The organism is Pseudomonas sp. Tn43, from assembly GCF_014192635.1.
Taxonomy (GTDB): Bacteria; Pseudomonadota; Gammaproteobacteria; order Pseudomonadales; family Pseudomonadaceae; genus Aquipseudomonas.
Window position 1 is genome coordinate 720,166 of the sequence record NZ_JACHYG010000002.1, and the last position, 19,203, is coordinate 739,368.

At 60.1% G+C, this 19,203-nt stretch carries 14 protein-coding genes and 1 pseudogene; 3 read left to right on the plus strand and 12 right to left on the minus strand.

Annotation, left to right across the window (positions count from 1 at the left end; translation table 11 throughout):
- Positions 1-74: 74 nt before the first annotated feature.
- Both FHW68_RS07560 and FHW68_RS07565 read left to right on the plus strand, forming a co-directional pair.
- A pseudogene (locus tag FHW68_RS07560) lies at positions 75-259 on the plus strand (IclR family transcriptional regulator); the annotation flags it as partial.
- A 39-nt stretch (positions 260-298) separates the two neighbouring features.
- A complete protein-coding gene (locus tag FHW68_RS07565; RefSeq protein ID WP_183679651.1) occupies positions 299-1,516 on the plus strand; it encodes an amino acid deaminase in 1,218 nt (405 codons plus the stop codon).
- 281 nt (positions 1,517-1,797) lie between these two features.
- Here the strand turns inward: FHW68_RS07565 and FHW68_RS07570 are convergent, their stop codons facing one another.
- Together FHW68_RS07570 and FHW68_RS07575 are read right to left on the minus strand one after the other, a co-directional pair.
- A complete protein-coding gene (locus FHW68_RS07570; protein ID WP_007933743.1) occupies positions 1,798-2,073 on the minus strand; it encodes a peptidylprolyl isomerase in 276 nt (91 codons plus the stop codon).
- 66 nt (positions 2,074-2,139) lie between these two features.
- Complete coding sequence (locus FHW68_RS07575; protein WP_183679653.1) at positions 2,140-4,677, minus strand: PAS domain S-box protein; 2,538 nt, start codon at positions 4,675-4,677, stop codon at positions 2,140-2,142.
- A gap of 119 nt (positions 4,678-4,796) precedes the next feature.
- Here FHW68_RS07575 and FHW68_RS07580 point away from each other — a divergent pair, with 119 nt between their 5' ends.
- Positions 4,797-5,906 (plus strand): PilT/PilU family type 4a pilus ATPase, encoded by a 1,110-nt coding sequence (locus FHW68_RS07580; RefSeq protein ID WP_183679654.1) that lies wholly within the window; start codon positions 4,797-4,799, stop codon positions 5,904-5,906.
- A gap of 211 nt (positions 5,907-6,117) precedes the next feature.
- Here FHW68_RS07580 and FHW68_RS07585 read toward each other — a convergent pair whose 3' ends face one another.
- From FHW68_RS07585 to FHW68_RS07630, 10 genes are all read right to left on the minus strand, one after another.
- The gene (locus FHW68_RS07585; protein ID WP_095631943.1) at positions 6,118-8,073 is read right to left on the minus strand and encodes an acetoacetate--CoA ligase; all 1,956 of its coding nucleotides are present in this window, start codon (positions 8,071-8,073) and stop codon (positions 6,118-6,120) included.
- A 141-nt stretch (positions 8,074-8,214) separates the two neighbouring features.
- The gene (locus tag FHW68_RS07590; protein WP_095631944.1) at positions 8,215-9,000 is read right to left on the minus strand and encodes a 3-hydroxybutyrate dehydrogenase; all 786 of its coding nucleotides are present in this window, start codon (positions 8,998-9,000) and stop codon (positions 8,215-8,217) included.
- A gap of 7 nt (positions 9,001-9,007) precedes the next feature.
- Complete coding sequence (locus FHW68_RS07595) at positions 9,008-10,399, minus strand: GntP family permease (protein WP_095631945.1); 1,392 nt, start codon at positions 10,397-10,399, stop codon at positions 9,008-9,010.
- A 288-nt stretch (positions 10,400-10,687) separates the two neighbouring features.
- Entirely contained in the window at positions 10,688-12,103 is a 1,416-nt protein-coding gene (locus FHW68_RS07600; protein ID WP_183679656.1) for a sigma-54-dependent Fis family transcriptional regulator, read from the minus strand.
- Positions 12,104-12,239: 136 nt separating this feature from the next.
- Entirely contained in the window at positions 12,240-13,820 is a 1,581-nt protein-coding gene (locus tag FHW68_RS07605) for an ABC transporter ATP-binding protein (protein ID WP_183679658.1), read from the minus strand.
- 14 nt (positions 13,821-13,834) lie between these two features.
- On the minus strand, positions 13,835-14,857 hold the full coding sequence (locus FHW68_RS07610) for an ABC transporter permease (RefSeq protein WP_183679660.1): 1,023 nt from the start codon (positions 14,855-14,857) through the stop codon (positions 13,835-13,837).
- Positions 14,857-15,918, minus strand: a complete 1,062-nt coding sequence (locus tag FHW68_RS07615; RefSeq protein ID WP_095631948.1) for a microcin C ABC transporter permease YejB — start codon at positions 15,916-15,918, stop codon at positions 14,857-14,859. The genes FHW68_RS07610 and FHW68_RS07615 overlap by 1 nt, the downstream gene beginning before the upstream one ends.
- The gene (locus tag FHW68_RS07620) at positions 15,918-17,786 is read right to left on the minus strand and encodes an extracellular solute-binding protein (protein WP_183679663.1); all 1,869 of its coding nucleotides are present in this window, start codon (positions 17,784-17,786) and stop codon (positions 15,918-15,920) included. The genes FHW68_RS07615 and FHW68_RS07620 overlap by 1 nt, the downstream gene beginning before the upstream one ends.
- 136 nt (positions 17,787-17,922) lie before the next feature.
- The gene (locus FHW68_RS07625; protein WP_007898306.1) at positions 17,923-18,204 is read right to left on the minus strand and encodes a peptidylprolyl isomerase; all 282 of its coding nucleotides are present in this window, start codon (positions 18,202-18,204) and stop codon (positions 17,923-17,925) included.
- Positions 18,205-18,300: 96 nt separating this feature from the next.
- Positions 18,301-19,182 (minus strand): triacylglycerol lipase, encoded by an 882-nt coding sequence (locus FHW68_RS07630; RefSeq protein WP_183679665.1) that lies wholly within the window; start codon positions 19,180-19,182, stop codon positions 18,301-18,303.
- Positions 19,183-19,203 lie beyond the last annotated feature (21 nt).

Below are 19,203 nucleotides of genomic sequence, written 5' to 3' on the forward strand. Positions count from 1 at the left end.
AAAGGAGGCAAGCAGGTGGGTCTACTATCAGAAATTACAGGTGAGGCTCTGTTTCATTTTGAATCGTTATGGCTTCCATCGACAGCGTCGCTGACACGTTTACCCATTGCTTCGCCGTCCCGGTCAAAGACCCGAACGGCGTGGCCATTGCGACTTTGTGCATCGTTGCTCCACGGGTCGATGCGAAGAACAATTACAACGACTATCGTCGAGTATTGATCAACAGCGCCAAAGCCTGGCCCGGCGTATCAACGAATAACGGTGGCTGCCTGCGGCCGCGAGAGTGAGGGGATCGACCATGTATTCCGCCAAACATACAGCTGCCGTGGAGAAGGGCTTTGCCCACACCGGTGCCAATCTTGTGCGCGACGTCAGCCTGCCAGCGTTGGTGCTGCACCGTGACGCGCTGGAGCACAACATTCGCTGGATGCAGGATTTTGTCAGCAACAGCGGCGCGGAACTGGCGCCCCACGGCAAAACCAGCATGACCCCAGCGCTGTTTCGCCGCCAACTGGACGCCGGTGCCTGGGGCATCACCCTGGCCAGCGCCACGCAAACCCGCGCGGCGTACGCCCATGGTGTGCATCGGGTGCTGATGGCCAACCAATTGGTCGGCACGCCGAACATGGCGCTGATCGCCGATCTGTTGGCAGACCCGACCTTCGATTTCTATTGCATGGTCGATCATCCGGATAATGTCGCGGACCTCGGCGGCTATTTCGCTTCGCGCGGTCTGCGCTTGAACGTGATGATCGAGTACGGCGTGGTCGGCGGTCGTTGCGGTTGCCGTACCGAAGCCGAAGTGCTGGCGCTGGCCAAGGCGATTGCGGCGCAACCGGCATTGGCGCTGACCGGCATCGAGGGTTACGAAGGGGTGATCCACGGCGATCACGCCGTAAGTAGCATCCGTGCGTTCGCTGATTCTTTGGTACGCCTGGCGGTGCAATTGCAGGACAGCGGCGCGTTCGCCATTGCCAAGCCGATCATCACGGCGTCGGGTTCGGCCTGGTACGACTTGATCGCTGAATCCTTCGAAGCGCAGAACGCCGGCAGACGTTTCCTCAGCGTGCTGCGTCCTGGCTGCTACGTGGCCCACGACCATGGCATCTACAAGGAAGCGCAATGCTGCGTGCTCGATCGTCGCAGCGACCTGCACGAAGGTTTGCGCCCGGCGCTGGAAGTCTGGGCCCATGTGCAGTCGTTGCCGGAACCGGGTTTTGCGGTGATCGCCCTGGGCAAACGCGACGTCGCCTATGACGCCGGTTTGCCGGTGCCGTTGCGGCGTTACAAGGCTGGTGTGGTGCCAGCAATCGGCGAGGATGTGAGCGCCTGCAAGGTGACCGCGGTGATGGACCAGCACGCGTTCATGACCGTGGCGCCGGGGGTTGAGTTGCGGGTGGGCGATATCATTTCGTTCGGTACTTCGCACCCGTGCCTGACATTCGACAAATGGCGCATCGGGTGTCTGGTCGATGAGCAGTTGAATGTCATCGAAACCATGGAAACCTGTTTTTAAGGTTCCAGACCGAGGTGCGGTGATCGCGAGCAGGCTCGCACCCACCTGATTCGCTGTGACGGTGAGTCATTTGAAGTGCCGGCGCAGAAGGTCGAACGGGGAGTCGATACCATGGTGGCGAGGGGGCTTGTCGGAATACCGCATCACCCCGTTCGGCTGCGAAGCAGTCGTAAATCCTGCGCACTCGGTGTGTCAGGTCGGTCAAGGTCACAGGTTTTGGGGCGGCTGCGCCACCCAACGGGGGCAAGCCCCCTCGCCACAGGGCCCTGAAGCCAAGCCCATCAATCCCGGTAAAACACCTGCACCAGGTGATAACCGAACTTGCTCTTGATCGGCCCATGCACCACCCGCAGTGGTTTTTTGAAGATCACTGCATCGATCGCACCGACCATCTGCCCGGGCCGTACTTCGCCCAGGTCGCCGCCGCGTTTGCCGGACGGGCACGTGGAGTATTTCTTGGCCAGCACATCGAAGGCTTCGCCCTTGGCGATGCGTTGTTTGAGCTGCTCGGCTTCTTCCGAGGTTTTCACCAGAATATGGCGGGCTTGGGCTTTCATTGGCAGTACCTTGCAACGGTGGTGGCTATGTTGGTGCCAGCGTGGGGCGCGCGATTATGCCTTAACTCAGTCCGCTTGGCCGATCATCGTGCGAATCTTGTTGGCCAACAGGTCCATTGAAAAAGGTTTGGCCACCATGTCCATGCCTTCCTCCAGGAAACCCTGGCGTTCGGCGGCTTTCTCCGCATAACCGGTCATGAACAGCACCTTCAGGCCCGGACGATGCTGACGCGCGATTTCCGCCAGTTGCCGACCGTTCATGCCCGGCAACCCGACATCGGTCACCAGCAGATCGACCCGCAGGTCGGATTCCAGCAAGGGCAGGGCGGCCTTCGCGTCTTCGGCTTCATGGGCGTGATAACCCAGTTCATTGAGCAGGTCGAGCACCAGCATACGCACCGCCGGATCGTCTTCCACCAACACCACCGTTTCACCGGCCACCGCTGCTGGAGTTTCGCCAGTGAGCGGCTCCAGAGCATGCTCCGACACCGCGACGTGCAGGCGTGGCAAATACAGGTGAACGCTGGTGCCCTGGCCCGGCAAACTGTGAAGGCTGACATGCCCGCCCGACTGTTGGGCGAAACCATAGATCATCGACAGCCCCAGGCCGGTGCCCTGGCCGATGGGTTTAGTGGTGAAGAACGGGTCGAAGGCCTTGGCCAACACTGAGGGTGTCATGCCGGCGCCGTTGTCACTGACGGCAATCATCAGGTAATCCCCGGCCCTGACCGGTTCCAAAGGGGGGACATCACGCCCGTCAAGATGAACGTTGGCGGTTTCGATCAGCAGCTCGCCACCTTCGGGCATCGCATCCCGGGCGTTGATCACGAGGTTGAGCAAGGCGTTTTCCAGTTGGCTGACGTCGGTGCTGACGGGCCAGACTTCATCGGCCAGCTTTATTTTTAGCTCGATAGAATCGCCCTTGGTGCGGCGGAACAAATCTTCCAGGGAATGCACCAGCTGATTGGCATTGAGCGGCTTGCGATCCAGCGACTGACGCCGGGAGAACGCCAGCAGGCGATGGGTCAGGGCAGCGGCGCGGTGAGCCGAGGACACCGCGGCTTCGGTAAAGCGACCGATCTCGGCGGCGCGCCCGTCGGCGATGTAGCGTTGCATCAGATCGAGGCTGCCGATGATGCCGGTGAGCATGTTGTTGAAGTCATGGGCGATGCCACCGGTGAGCTGTCCCACCGCTTCCATTTTCTGCGCATGGCGCAAGGCGTCTTCGGCGCGCTCGCGTTCGAGCATCTCGTTCTGCAACCGCTGGTTGGCTTCGGCCAATTGCTGAGTGCGAGCGCTGACGCGTTCTTCAAGGGTTTCGTTGAGGTTGCGCAGGGCTTCTTCGGTCTGTTTGCGCTCGGTTTCGTCGATCACGAAGATGTAAAAACCGTTGACCGCACCGTCCGCGCCATGACGTGGCAGGTAGTTCATCAGGGCCTGGCGGGTGCTGCCATCGCGGTGCGCGGCGCTGATGCTGAAACTGCAGGCCTTGCCTTTCAGCGCCTCGGCAATGTATTCGGCGCGCAGGGCATAGGCTTCGTCGCCCAGCACTTCACGCACGGTACGGCCGTAAAGCTCTTGGGGCGTCAGGCCGTACCATTCCAGGTAGGCGGCATTGTTGAGGCGAAAGCGCTCCTCACTGTCGACGTAACTGATCAGGATCGGCATGGCGTTGATGATCAGTTGCAGCTCGGTCTGGCTCTGGCGCAAGGCCTGCTCGATGTGTTTGCGTTCGGTCAGGTCGAGTGCCGCGCCGAGGAAACGAATCGGTCGGCCATGGTGATCCTTGTAGCAACGACCCCGGGCAAACACCCAGCGCAATTGGCCGTCGGCTTGCAGCAAGCGATATTCCTCGGCGTACTCGCTGCCATGGGTAATGCAGTGCTTGATGCTGCGGGCAATCATCGCCCGATCTTCCGGATGCACGCCGTGAAGGTATTCGCTGATCGGCAATTGGTTCGCCAGGTTTGCGTCAACGCCATGCAGTTGGGCGAAGTGGGCATCGGCGATGAAACGGTCTTCGCCGATGTCCCAGTCCCAGGTGCCGACGGCATCGGTGGCGGCCAGTGCCAGTTGCAGACGCTGCTCGGTTTCGTGCTGGGCCTTGAGGCTGGCGGCGGAGCGTTGTTCAAGTTCCAGGGCGATGCGGCGGCGTTCGTTGGTTTCGATGGCCGTGACCAGAATACCGGCGACTTCGGCACTTTCATTGCGAATGGGGCTGTAGGTCAAATCCAGCCAGAAGTCGGAATCTCGCCCATCGCGCTGCAAGGTAAAGCGTTGTTCGCTGTAGGTCCGCACCTGGCCTTGTAGGACGGCGCTGTAAATCGGGTCGGTGAAGTCTTTCAGTTCTGGCCAGATCAGGTGCGTTGGTTGTCCGAAAGCGTGTGGGTGCTTGCTGCCGGCGAGGAACGCGAAGCCATCGTTGTAGATCTGGGTGAGCTGCGGGCCCCACAGCAACAGCATCGGCATTGGCGAGTGAATCACAATGTCCACGGCGGTGCGCAGGCTCTGCGGCCAGTGATCGGCGGCGCCCAGCGGGTTGTTTGTCCAGTCCAGTCGGGCAATCAGGGCCTGGGCGTCGCTGGCGGTCGGTGGTGCGTTCATTACATTGTCCTGCGTGTCAGTCGGTGTGGCGGCGTCTACTATCCTTGCAGGGCGGTAGACGCGGGATGACCCGTAGGGGGTCATGTTTTCAATTGAATGCTTCGCGGGTGTTTTTTGCCATGGAAATCGATGCACTGTTGCAAATGCTGTCCAGCCGCAATGGCTCCGATCTTTACCTGTCCACGGGCGCGCCACCCAGCGCGAAATTTGACGGTGTGCTCAAAGCCCTGGCCGAACAACCGTTCAAGCCCGGGGAAATTGCGGCCATTGCCGCGTCCATCATGGACGCCGAACAGCGCCTGGAGTTCGATCGCGAACTGGAAATGAACCTGGCGGTTTCCCTGGCCGGGGTCGGGCGCTTTCGGCTCAATATCTTCAAGCAGCGCAACGATGTGTCGATCGTGGCGCGCAATATCAAACTCGATATTCCACGCTTTGAAGACCTCAAGCTGCCTCCGGTGCTGCTCGAGACCGTGATGCTCAAACAGGGGCTGATCCTGTTCGTCGGCTCGACCGGCTCGGGCAAGTCGACCTCGCTGGCGGCGCTGATCGATTACCGCAACCGTCACAGCAGCGGCCATATCATCACCATCGAAGACCCGGTCGAGTTTGTTCATCGGCACAAGAAGTCGATCATTAACCAGCGTGAGGTCGGCGTCGATACCCGCAGTTTTCATGCGGCGTTGAAAAACACCCTGCGCCAGGCGCCGGACGTGGTGCTGATCGGCGAGATCCGCGATCGAGAGACTATGGAGCACGCGCTGGCGTTTGCCGATACCGGTCATCTGGTGATTTCCACGTTGCATGCCCACAACGCCAATCAGGCGCTGGACCGCGTAATCAACTTTTTTCCGGAGGAGCGCAGGACGCAACTGCTTCATGACCTGGGCAATAACCTCAAGGCCTTTGTTTCCCAGCGATTGGTACGTACCCGCGACGGGCAGCGCCGGGCGGCGGTGGAAGTGATGCTGGGAACGCCGACCATCGGCGACCTGATCCGGCGCAACGAACTTGGCGAGCTCAAGGGGATTATGGAGAAATCGTCAGAAGCGGGAATGCAGACCTTCGATGGTGCGCTGTTCGGTCTGTTTGCCGAGGGCGCGATTGATGAGGCAGAGGCGTTGAAACATGCGGACTCGGTGAACAACTTGCGTCTGCGCCTGAAAATGCACGCCGAGGCTACGCCTGGGCCCCATACACCGCCAGGTGAGTGGAATTTGATGGACTGAAGAGGTGCCGACACTGATCAAAATGTCCAAACAGGCTCGTGTGGCGAGGGGGCTTGTCGGAATGCCGCATCACCCCGTTCGGCTGCGAAGCAGTCGCAAACCGGACGGATGCGGTTCCACTGAGGCACCCTATCTGCTGGCTTTGGGAGCGCTTCGCACTCCAACGGGGGCAAGCCCCCTCGCCACATAAGCCGCACAGTGGATCTACGGTTCAATCATTCAATTCAGGGCGGTCGCGAAACTGCTCCAATGCCTCGGGATTGGCCAGTGCATCGGTGTTCTTCACCTTCTGGCCATGCACTACATTCCTCACCGCCAGTTCGACCACTTTGCCGCTGATGGTCCGCGGAATATCGGTCACCGCAACAATCTTCGCCGGCACATGCCGTGGCGTGGTGTTGGCGCGTATGACCTGGCGAATCTGTTGCTGCAGCGTTTCATCCAGCTCGACACCGTCGCGCAACTTCACGAACAGCACCACCCGCACGTCATCCTGCCATTGCTGGCCGATGGCGACGCTGTCCAGCACCTGCGGGACTTTCTCCACCTGACGATAGATTTCCGCTGTGCCGATGCGCACGCCACCGGGGTTGAGCACGGCATCGGAACGCCCGTGGATCAACAGGCCACCGTGGGGCAGTTGTTCGGCGTAATCGCCTTGGGCCCAGACGCCGGGGAACAGGCTGAAATAGGACTTTCGCAACTTCTCCCCGTCAGGGTCATGCCATAAACCGATGGGCATCGCCGGAAAATGTCGGGTGCACACCAGCTCGCCTTTTTCCCCGACCACTGGCGTACCGGCGTCGTTCCAGACTTCGACCGCCATGCCCAGGCCCTTGCACTGTATTTCGCCACGGCGCACCGGCAGGACCGGATTGCCAATCACAAAGCACGAAACGATGTCGGTGCCGCCGGACATTGAAGACAGACACAAATCGGACTTGAACGCGCGGTAGACGTAATCGAAGCTTTGCGGCGACAACGCGGAACCGGTGGACAGCACGGTTCTCAGGCTGCTCAGGTCATGGCTGTCGCAGGGCTTCAGGCCAATGCTTTGCAATGCGGTGAGGAACTTGGGGCTGGTGCCGAAGACGTTGATGCGTTCGTCGTCGATCAGGTCGATCAAACGCTCCGGGCCTGGATGAAACGGCGAGCCGTCGTACAGCACCACGGCGCTGTCGACGGCCAGGGCCGAGACCAGCCAGTTCCACATCATCCAGCCGCACGTGGTGTAGTAGAACAAACGGTCGCCGGCGCCGAGATCGGTATGCAGCCCATGTTCCTTGACGTGTTGCAGCAGTACGCCGCCGGTGCTGTGAATAATGCACTTCGGCACGCCGGTGGTGCCGCTGGAATAAAGGATGTACAGCGGATGAGCGAAGGGCACGGGAACGAATTGCGGCTCGCCGCCCGGGTCGTAGAAATCGTCCCAGAGCGTCACATTGGCCTGGCTGTGGAAGTCTGCGATGCGCGCCTGGGGCCGTGCATAAGGCACAACGATCAACTGCTGCAAGGACGGCAGTTGCCCGAGGATTTCATTGACCTTGGCGGTCTGGTCAATCTCTTTGCCGGCGTAGCGATAACCGGCGCAGGTGATCAGCACCTTTGGTTCGATCTGGCCGAAGCGGTCGATCACCCCATGCGTACCGAAATCTGGCGAGGAACAAGACCAGATCGCCCCCAGACTGGTGGTGGCAAGCATCGCCACCAATGTTTGCCAGGTGTTCGGCATGCACGCGGCCACGCGATCGCCCAGGCCGACGCCGGCGGCTTTCAGGCCGTTTTGGAAACCGGCGACCAGGCTTGCCAGTTCGGCCCAGGTCAGCTGTTCCCGTTGGCCGTTTTCGCCGATGGCCACCACCGCCACGGCATCGTCGCGACGGCGCAGCAGGTGTTCGGCGAAGTTCAGCGTGGCGCCGGGGAACCACTGGGCGCTGGGCATTTGTGCGCCCTCAATCAGCACCGCGTCTGGCTGATCGTGAAAACGGATGTCGAAGAAATCGACGATGGCCTGCCAGAACGCTTCCCGCTGATCGATGCTCCATTGGTGCAGGGCAGGGTAGTCGGCGATCTTGAGGTTGTGTCGCTGATTGATCGAGCGCCGAAAGGCCTCCATGCGGGACTTGCCGATGCGCTCGGTGCCGGGTTGCCAGAGGATGTCGGACATGGCTTGGCCTCTCTCGTTCCCACGCTCTGCGTGGGAATGCCTCAATGGACGCTCCGCGTCCGCTTTGGGACGCAGAGCGTCCCGGGCTGCATTCCCACGCAGAGCGTGGGAACGATCAGTGTCAGGGGGGCTAGCGGCGGCTTACTGCGCCAACCACCCACCATCAATATTCCACGCGGCCCCACGCACCTGGCTACCGGCTTCGCTGCATAAAAACAGCACCAACTCGCCCAGCTGCGGCGGCGTCACGAATTCCAGCGACGGCTGCTTCTCGGCCAGCAAATCATGTTGCGCCTGCTGCGGGTCGATCCCGGTCGCGGCGCGATCATCGATCTGCTTCTGCACCAGCGGCGTCAGCACCCAACCCGGGCAGATGGCGTTGCAGGTGACATTCGTCGTTGCGGTTTCCAGACCGACCACCTTGGTCAAGCCGATCACACCATGCTTGGCCGCGACGTACGCCGCCTTGCCCACCGAACCGACCTGGCCATGCACGGACGCGATGTTGATGATCCGCCCCCAGCCCTTGCTGCGCATCCCTGGCAAGCTCAAACGGGTGCTGTGAAACACCGACGACAGGTTGATCGCCATAATCGAGTCCCAGCGCTCCACCGGAAAATCTTCCACCGACGCCACGTGCTGGATGCCCGCATTGTTGACCAGGATATCCACGCCGCCGAACTCACGCTCGGCGTATTCGATCATGTCAGCGATTTGCGCCGGGTCGCTGACGTCGGCGGGGTGATGGCCGACCTTGCCGCCGCTTTTATTATTGAGCTGTTCCACCTCGGCGATCACCCTGGACGCATCGCCGAAACCGTTGAGGATCAGGTTGGCGCCGGCCTTGGCCAGGCTCAGGGCGATCCCCAGGCCGATGCCGCTGGTGGAACCGGTGACCAGTGCGGTCTTGCCCGAAAGAGTCGTCATGAATACCTCACACAATGCCAGTGGCGTAGAAAGTACCGATCACCACAAAAACAGCGAGTGTCTTGATCAGCGTAATACAGAAAATGTCTTTGTAGGCCTCGCGGTGGGTCAAACCGGTGACCGCCAGCAACGTAATCACTGCGCCGTTGTGCGGCAGGGTGTCCATGCCGCCACTGGCCATCGCGGCGACCCGGTGCAGCACTTCCAATGGAATGTTGGCAGCGTGGGCGGCGCTGATGAACGTCTCGGACATCGCCGCCAACGCAATACTCATGCCGCCCGACGCCGAACCGGTGATGCCGGCCAGCAGGGTCACGGTAACCGCTTCGTTGACCAGCGGGTCGGGAATGCTCTTGAGCCAGCCGGACAGCACCAGAAAACCTGGCAGCGAGGCGATCACTGCACCGAAACCGTATTCGGACGCGGTGTTCATGGCTGCCAGCAGTGCGCCGCTGACCGCACTTTTACTGCCTTCGGCCAACTTTCTGCGAATCGTCTGAAAGCTGAACACCAGCACCATGACGATGCCCACCAGCAAGGCCGCTTGCACCGCCCAGATCGCCGTCAACTTGGCGATGTCGGTGGTCACGGGGGTTGCCATGCCTGGCAGTGCGACGCTGTGGGTTTTGCCGTACCACAGCGGAATCCAGCGGGTGAACAGCAGGTTCATCAGCCCCACCATCAACAGCGGCGACAAGGCGATCCATGGGTTGGGCAGCTTGATGTCCGGCGCGGTTTCCGGTTCGTTGCGCAGTGCTGAGCCATACCCTTCACCGCTGCGTTGAGCTTTATTGCGCTGACTCTGCAGGAACAGCATGCCGGCGCAGAACACGAAAATCGTGCCGATCACACCCAGCCACGGTGCGGCCCAGGCGGTGGTGTTGAAGAAGGTGCTGGGGATGATGTTCTGGATCTGCGGCGTGCCGGGCAGGGCATCCATGGTGAAGGAGAATGCGCCAAGGGCGATGGTCGCCGGGATCAGGCGCTTGGGAATATTGCTCTGACGGAACATCTCGGCGGCGAACGGATAAACCGCAAACACCACCACAAACAGCGATACGCCGCCATAAGTGAGCAGGGCGCAGACCAATACGATCACCAGCATGGCTTGGCGAGTGCCAAGCACGCGAATGGCCGCCGCGACGATGGAGCGCGAGTAACCCGACAACTCGATCAGCTTGCCGAACACGGCGCCGAGCAGGAACACCGGGAAATACAGTTTGACGAAGCCGACCATTTTTTCCATGAACACCCCGGTGAAGACGGGGGCAACGGCGGAAGGGTCGGTGAGCAGGACGGCGCCGAGGGCGGCGATCGGAGCAAAGAGGATAACGCTGTAGCCACGGTAAGCAGCCACCATCAGCAGCGTGAGAGCTGCCAAGGCAATGATCACACTCATGGTGTGTCTCCTTCGATTGTTATTTTTGTAGGGTGGATCTTTTGTAGGAGAGGGCTTTAGCGAGTTTCGTGCCAGAAGATAAGTTATTGAAATTTAAGTAAATTATTTGTTGGTGAGACAGTTGCGTGGGTTTTTGTCTCTGTATTGAGATTTTTGGTGGCTGGGCTGATGCTTCCGCGGACAAGCCTCGCTCCTACAGGATTGGGGATTTTCGCGCCATTTGCCTTACCCGTTGGAGCGAGGCTTGCCCGCGAAGAGGCCTGTCTACCAATGGAGATCAGTGTCTCTTTATGGAGACTCGGCAATCCCCAACGCCACCATCTTCTTGTACAACGTCGACCGCCCCAGCCCCAATCGCGCCGCCGCTTCGATAACCTTCCCATCGCATTGCGCGAGGGCAGATTCAATCAACTGTCGATCAAACCGTTCGCGAGCCTCACTGAAGGTTTCATGGGTCACCGGTTCGATGGCCAAGGGCGCCACACGTTGCACCGGGATAAAACTGCCAATCGCCGCGCGGATATCCGCCACGTTCAGCATCAAATCATCACTGAGCAACGCCGCGCGCTCCAGCACATTGCGCAGTTCGCGGATGTTCCCCGGCCAGGCATGTTGGCCCAACAAATCCAGGGCTTCGCGGTCCAGTTCGTGCTGACTGCGCAACTCTTCGAGAATCGCTTCACTGAGGGCCGGCACGTCGTCGAGGCGATCGCGCAGGGGCGGGACCTGAATCGGCAGCACATTCAGGCGGTAATACAAATCGGCACGAAACTCGCCGCGTTTGATCGCCGCTTCCAGGTCGGTGGAGGTCGCCGCGATTACCCGCACATCGCTCTGAATCACTTCATTGGAACCCACGGGCTCGAATTCCTTTTCCTGCAACACCCGTAGCAATTTGCTTTGCAGCGGCAGCGGCATGTCGCCGATCTCATCGAGAAACAGCGTGCCGCCCTGAGCAATTTGCAATTTGCCGGTGCGGCCCTTGCGATCGGCGCCGGTGAATGCGCCGGGGGCGGTGCCAAAGAACTCGGCTTCCAGCAGCGACTCAGGGATCGCCGCGCTGTTGATGCTGACGAAGGCTTTGTGTGCCCGAGGCGAGGCGTCGTGAATCGCCTGGGCCAGCAACTCTTTGCCGGTACCGGTTTCGCCCAGCAGCAACACCGGTGACTCGGCGCTGGCGCTACGCCGGGCGCGGCGTTTGACTTCCAGGCTGGCGGCGCTGGTGCCGATGAAATGGGCGAAGTTGTATTTGGTCTGCCGTGCCCGCAGCAGCGAGCGGGTGGAGGCGAGTTCTTCCTGCATGCTCAGGTAGCGCTTGAGCATCGGCGACAGGCTGCGCAACTCATCAAACAGGGCAAAGCCGATGGCGCCAATCACTGCGCCGGCATCGTCATGAATCGGCAGACGCATCACCACCAGCGGTTCCTTGGGGGTGTCTTGCATGTCCAGCAGGATGGGCCGTCCGGTGCGCACCACCTCTCGCAACAGGCTGCCAGGGATCACGCTTTCACAGGCCCGGCCAATCGCACCTGCGGCCGACTCGAGACCGAAACGCCGGGCATAACGCTCGTTCATCCAGACGATGTTCGCATCGCGGTCGACAATCACCGTGCCTTCGCTCGATTGCTCGATGATTTCGAACAGCGAGCGGATCGCCAGGGTACGAACGCGCTGGTAGTCCTTGAGGCTTTCGGTGGTGTTCATCGGGCTTCACTGTCCAGGATGTGTGGTGTTTGTTCGGGTGCCTTCGCGGGCAAGCCTCGCTCCTACGATCACCTCGACCTGTAGGAGCGAGGCTTGCCCGCGAAGGCCGCGACGCGGTCCAACGATATGACGCAGATTATGCCCACCCCGGACGCGCCGCCGCCAACAGCTCTTTGGTATACGGGTGCTGCGGCGAGTCGAACACCGTGTGGCTGGCGCCGCTTTCCACTACTTTGCCATCCTTGATCACGATCATGTCGTGGGCCAGTGCGCGTATCACCGCCAGGTCATGACTGATGAACAGGTAGGTCAGGCCGTATTTTTCCTGAAGCTGACGGAGCAGGGCGACCACTTGTTTTTGCACCGTGCGGTCCAGCGCCGAGGTCGGCTCGTCGAGCAGGATCAGCGCTGGTTTCAGCACCAGTGCGCGGGCAATGGCAATGCGTTGGCGTTGGCCGCCGGAGAATTCGTGAGGGTAGCGATGACGACTTTGCGGGTCGAGGCCGACTTCTTCCAGCACCCGGATCACCTGGGCTTCGCATTCGTGCGGGGTGGATTGGCTATGAACTTCAAGGCCTTCACTGATGATCTGCGCCACGGACATTCGTGGGCTGAGGCTGCCGAAGGGGTCCTGGAACACGACCTGCATTTTTTTGCGCCACGGCCGTAGCTGCTTTTGCGTCAGGCCATCAAGGGCCTCGCCCTGAAAGCGAATGCTGCCTTGCGAATCGAGCAAGCGCAGGATCGCCTGACCGAGGGTGGATTTGCCCGAACCGGATTCACCGACGATGCCCAGCGTCTTGCCATGCTGAACATTCAGACTGATGCCATCCACCGCGCATAGATAGGTTTTACGCTGGAACAGGCCGCCGCCGATGGTGAACCGTACGTGCAGATTATCCACTTCCAGCACGTTTTCACGTTCGCCCCGGGGCAGCGCTTCACCTTCCGGCTCGGCGTTCAGCAGCATGCTGCTGTAAGGGTGTTTCGGTTCGGTGAACAGCGTTTCGCAAGGTGCCTGCTCGACGATTTCCCCGGCGTGCATCACGCACACCCGCTGGGCCATGCTGCGCACCAGATTGAGGTCGTGGCTGATCAGCAGCAGCGACATGCCAAGCCGCTGCTGCAGGGATTTGAGCAGCGACAGGATCTTGCGCTGCACCGTCACATCCAGCGCGGTGGTCGGCTCGTCGGCGATCAGCAATTGCGGCTCGCAAGCCAGGGCCATGGCGATCATCACTCGTTGCCGTTGACCGCCAGACAATTGATGGGGATACGCCTTGAGCCGTTCTTCGGGCTTCTGGATGCCTACCAGTTGCAACAACTCCAGAATCCTTGCTTGTGCCGCTTTGCCACCCAACCCTCGGTGCAGCAGCAGGGTTTCGCCGATCTGTTTTTCAACGCTGTGCAGCGGGTTTAGTGAGCTCATCGGCTCCTGGAAGATCATCGCAATCCGGTTGCCGCGCAGCTCGCGCAAGGTCTTGATATCGGCGCCGATCAACTCCTGACCTCGATAGCGAATGCTGCCGGTGGTTGTCGTGCCGTTTTCAGGCAGCAGTTGCAGGATCGAGTGGGCAGTCACCGACTTGCCGCAACCCGACTCGCCGACCAGCGCCAGGCACTCGCCGGGGCGGATGTCCAGGCACAGATTGTGTACCACGGTCTGGCCGCTGAAGGCCACGTTGAGGTCACGGATTTCGATCAGGTTGTCGCTCATATCAATAATCCGCTTCAAGACCGAGGATCAAAGGCATCACGTAATGCCTCCCCGATAAACACCAATAAAGAAAGAATCAGCGCCAGGGTGAAAAACGCCGTCAGCCCCAGCCACGGCGCTTGCAGGTTCTGCTTGCCTTGACTGATCAATTCGCCCAGCGATGCACTGCCGGCCGGCATGCCGAAGCCGAGAAAGTCCAGTGCCGTGAGGGTGGAAATCGCCCCGGTCAAAATGAACGGCAAATAACTCAGGGTCGCATTCATCGCGTTGGGCAGGATGTGCCGCACGATCACTTTGCGGTCGGTCAGGCCCAGTGCACGGGCGGCCTTGACGTATTCCAGGTTGCGCCCGCGCAGGAATTCGGCGCGCACCACATCCACCAAAGCCAGCCAGGAAAACAGCGCCATGATCCCCAGCAGCCACCAGAAATTCGGCTCGACGAAGCCGGACAGAATGATCAACAGGTACAGCACCGGCAGCCCCGACCAGACCTCCTGCAAGCGCTGGCCCAGCAGGTCGACCCAGCCACCGTAATAGCCTTGCAGCGCCCCGGCGGTGATGCCGATCAAGGCGCTGATGAAGGTCAGCGCCAACGCGAACAGAATCGACACCCGCGCCCCGAAAATCACCCGGGCCAGTACGTCGCGGGCCTGATCGTCAGTGCCCAGCCAGTTGACCTTCGACGGCGGGCTCGGCGCCGGTTGGTTGAGGTCGTAATTGGGCGTGTCGTCGCTGAACGGGATCGGAGGAAACAGCATCCAGCCGCCGTCCTTATGAATCAGCTTCTGTACGTAATCGCTGCGGAAATCGGCCTGGAACGGCAGTTGCCCACCAAACTCCTGCTCGGTGTGGCGTTTGAACGCCGGAAAGTACAGCGAGCCCTGATAACTGACCACCAGCGGTTGGTCGTTGGCGATCAGCTCGCCGCCCAGGGTCAGCAGAAACAGGCCGACAAACAACCACAGCGACCACCAGCCACGGCGGTTTTTCTTGAAACGCTCGAAACGGCGACGGCCCAGCGGCGAGAGCTTGAACATCAGGCATTCCTCGCGGCGAAGTCGATGCGCGGGTCGACCAGGGTGTAGCACAGGTCGCCGATGAGTTTTATCAGCAGGCCGAACAAGGTAAAGATGAACAGCGAGCCGAAGACCACCGGATAGTCCCGTGACACCGCCGCTTCGTAACTCATGCGACCCAGGCCATCGAGGGAGAAAATCACCTCGATCAGCAGCGAGCCGGCAAAAAATACGCTGATGAACGCCTGCGGAATCCCCGACACTACCAGCAGCATGGCGTTGCGAAACACATGGCCGTAAAGCACCTGGCGCTCGCTCAAACCCTTGGCGCGGGCGGTGACCACGTATTGGCGGGTGATTTCATTGAGGAAGGAGTTCTTGGTGAGGATCGTCAGGGTGGCGAAACCGCCCACCACCAGCGCCGTCACCGGCAGCACCAGGTGCCAGAAGTAATCGGCGATTTTGCCCAGGGTCGACAGCGACTCGAAGTTGTCCGAGACCAGCCCGCGCACCGGGAACCAGTTCAATGAGGTACCGCCGGCGAACACCACGATCAGGAACATCGCGAACAGGAAGGCCGGCATTGCATAACCGATGATGATCGCGGTGCTGCTCCAGATATCGAAATGGCTGCCATGGTGCACGGCTTTGCGGATGCCCAAGGGAATCGATACCAGATAAGTGATCAGCGTGGCCCAAAGCCCGAGGGAAATGGTCACCGGCATTTTTTCCAGAATCAGGTCAGTAACCGTGGCACCGCGAAAAAAGCTCTTGCCGAAGTCGAGGTGGGCGTAGCTCTTGAGCATCAGCCACAGACGCTCCGGGGCCGGTTTGTCGAAGCCATATTGCTTTTCAATCTCTTTGATCAGCTGCGGGTCGAGCCCTCGGCTGGCCCGTGAGCTGCCGTGCATGGTTTCGCTGGAACCGCCACCGACACTCGCAGCGCCAATGCCCTGCAATTGCGCGATGGCCTGTTCCACCGGGCCACCGGGCGCGGCCTGGACGATGACAAAATTGACCAGAAGAATGATCACCAGCGTCGGAATGATCAGCAGCAAGCGCCGCAGTATGTAAGCCCACATCAACGCGGCCCTCCGGGTTGGCCGCGTCTGATCAGTTCGGCGGTCATCTGTTCATTGGTCAGGGGCGTGGTGCTCACTTCCCACCAACTCTCGATAGCTTCGTCATTGCTTGCCTGTACAGAGGGGATGCCAAAGCGGTTCCACCACACGGTCGAGCTGCCTGGCGGGTAATAATTGGGAATCCAATAGAAGTTCCATTGCAGGACACGGTCCAGGGCATGGGCGTAGCGCAGCATGTCAGCCTGGGTAGTGGCGCGGACCAGGCCGTTGACCAGCGTATCGACCGCCGGGTTCTTCAGCACCATGTAGTTGTTGGAACCGGGATCGTTGGCGGCCGCCGAGCCAAAGTAGTTGTACAACTCGTTGCCCGGCGATGTGGTAACCGGGTAGCCGGTGACGATCATGTCGTAGTCCCGGGACATCAGGCGGTTGACGTACTGGGAGGCGTCGATGCGGCGAATATTCAGGTCGATGCCGATTTGTTTCAGGGTGCGCTTATAAGGCAGCAGTAAACGCTCCATGCCGTTCTGGCTGATCAGGAATGTGAAGCTCAGCGGCTGATCTTGGGCGTTGACCAGTTGATCGCCATCGGGTTTCCACCCGGCTTGTTGGAGCAACCCCAGGGCTTGCAACTGTTTGTCGCGAATCAGGCCGCTGCCGTCGGTTTTCGGCGCTTCGAAGACCTGGGTGAAGACTTCATCGGGGATCTGCCCGCGCAGCGGTTCGAGAATGGCGAGTTCGCCAGCATCGGGCAGTTTTCGGGCAGCGAGGTTGGTATTGGAAAAGTAGCTCTGCTGGCGGATGTACATCTCGCGCATCATCTGCCGGTTGCTCCACTCGAAATCCCAGAGCATGGCCAGCGCCTGGCGCACTCGACGGTCCTGGAACATCGGGTTTTGCAGATTGAACACAAAACCCTGGGCCGCTTGCGGTGCCTCTTTGGCCAAGTGCGCCTTTTGCAGACGACCGTCGCTCAGGGCCGGGCTCTCATAGCCAATGGAGTAGGCGGTGGCGGAGAATTCGCGGTTGTAATCGTAGGCGCCCCCTCGCAAGACCTGACGGGCGACGTCGGTATCGCCGAAATACTCGATGCTGAAATGATCGAAATTGTAGAGGCCGCGGCTGACCGGTAAATCCTTGGCCCACCAATCGGCGTTACGCTCGAAGGTGATGCTGCGCCCGGAGTCGACCTTGCTCACGCGGTACGGCCCGCTGCCCAGTGGCAGCTCGTAACCACCGCCGTTGGCAAAGTCGCGGGTTTTCCACCAATGTTCGGGAAGCACCGGCAAGGTTGCAAGGTCGAGGGGCAGGGTACGGTTTTCGTTGCTCTTGAAGTCAAACCGAATGGTGAGTGGCGACTCTATTTCGACGCCTTTGACGTCGGCGAATTGCGTGCGATAGCGCAGGCTGCCCTGAGTCATCAGCAAGTCGAAGGTATAGCGCACGTCTTCGGCGGTGATCGGCTTGCCGTCGGCGAAACGGGCCTTCGGGTTCAGGTAGAAACGCAGAGACAAGCCATCGTCCGAGCGTTCTATCTGCTGCGCCACCAGGCCGTATACGGTATAGGGTTCGTCCAGCGAGCGCTGGGCCAAGGGCGAGTAGATCAAGCCGTCGATTTGCGTGACCCCGATGCCCTTGTCGATGTACGGCAGGATATGGTCGAAATGACCGATTTCCACCGCTGAGCGACGCATCGTTCCGCCCTTGGGCGCTTGCGGGTTGGTGTAGGCGAAATGGCTGAAGCCAGCAGGGTATTTCGCCGGTTCACCGTACACGGTCAACGCATGTTGCGGTGCAGCATTCACACCCGCGGCACTTAATAGCAGCGCCACGGCAGTGAACAACAAAGTGGGGAAAGCCAGTCGCATTGTCAGCCTTGGAGCCGGGGAGTGGAAAATCACAATTTGTACGCTAGCGGCGCGTCCCTCGCCAGCCGTATCACGTAACGAAAACACAACGGCCCGCCAAAAGGCGGGCCGTTATGGAGCAAACTCAAAGCGTTAATCAGTCCTGACGACTGGTCACTTCCAGCAGGTGGTAACCAAACTGGGTCTTGACCGGGCCTTGCACTACGTTGATCGGTGCGCTGAAGACCACGGTGTCGAATTCCTTGACCATCTGGCCCGGGCCGAACGAACCCAGGTCACCGCCCTGGCGGCTGGAAGGGCAAGATGAGTTGGCTTTGGCGACTTCGGCGAAATCGGCGCCAGCCTCGATCTGGGCCTTGAGTTCGTTGCACTTTTCTTCGCTGGAAACCAGGATGTGACGGGCAGTGGCTTTTGCCATGGGAAAATACTCCATTCAATGTTTAATAAAATGCGGAGCCTACCGGATTCAGTGGGCTATTTCTTCCTCAAAGTTCCGTCTGTTTCATGCAGCGTTTTATAGGCCGGCATTTCGCAAGCGTTCGGCATGTTGCACGTACAAGGAGATCGGGTCGATACCCCGGCGCACCTGACCGGTTGTCTGGCCGAGGCTGTCCAGATGATCCAGCGAATAATCCGAACGGATCACTTTGCCCAGATGGGAACTGAATCGACCGACCATGCCGTCATTCTGCTCGGCTTCGGTGGTGAAATAGTGAGAGAAGGCCCGCAGAAACCCATGCAGCGGATTGAGTGCGTGGAGTCCCTCATCGAGGGTGTTTCCCTGCAAAGTGCCGCTCCAGGAATAGTAGCGCACGCCATTGACCTGATCGCGCCCCTTGCCGCCCCAGGTTTTCGGCAACCCTTGTGGGTACTTGTCATTGAAGGTGCCGACGCCTTCGGTGGTCAATGCATTGAGCGCGGCAACGGCGTTTTGCGGCAGATGCCGATTGCCACTGAGCAATGACAGGAAATCGGCGAACAGCGTGGCCACCGCTGCGGCAACGTGCTCCGGCAGGCGCCCGGGGATCAACGCCTTACGCAGGAAGTCGGCCAGTTCCGAGCCATGATTCGGCCCGCTGACCGAGGTCACCGAGGCGACCATCTCGGGTGCTTGTGCCCCCGCATACCGTACCGCCAGTGCCCCCTGACTGTGACCGATCAGGTTGACTTTGCTTGCACCGGTTCCCCGTAGTACCCGATCGATCTGCGCTAACAGTTGCTCGCCGCGGGTTTCATTGTTGTGGGTCGCCGACAGATGCGGGATGAAGACCCTGGCGCCGGCGCTCCTGAGGGCCAGTTTGACGTCATGGAACAGTTCCAGGTTGCCGATGCGATCGAAGCCGAAAAGCCCGTGAACCAGCAGGATCGGATAGTGAGTGGTTGCATTCCGTAGCATGTGGATTCCTTTTTCGCAGTA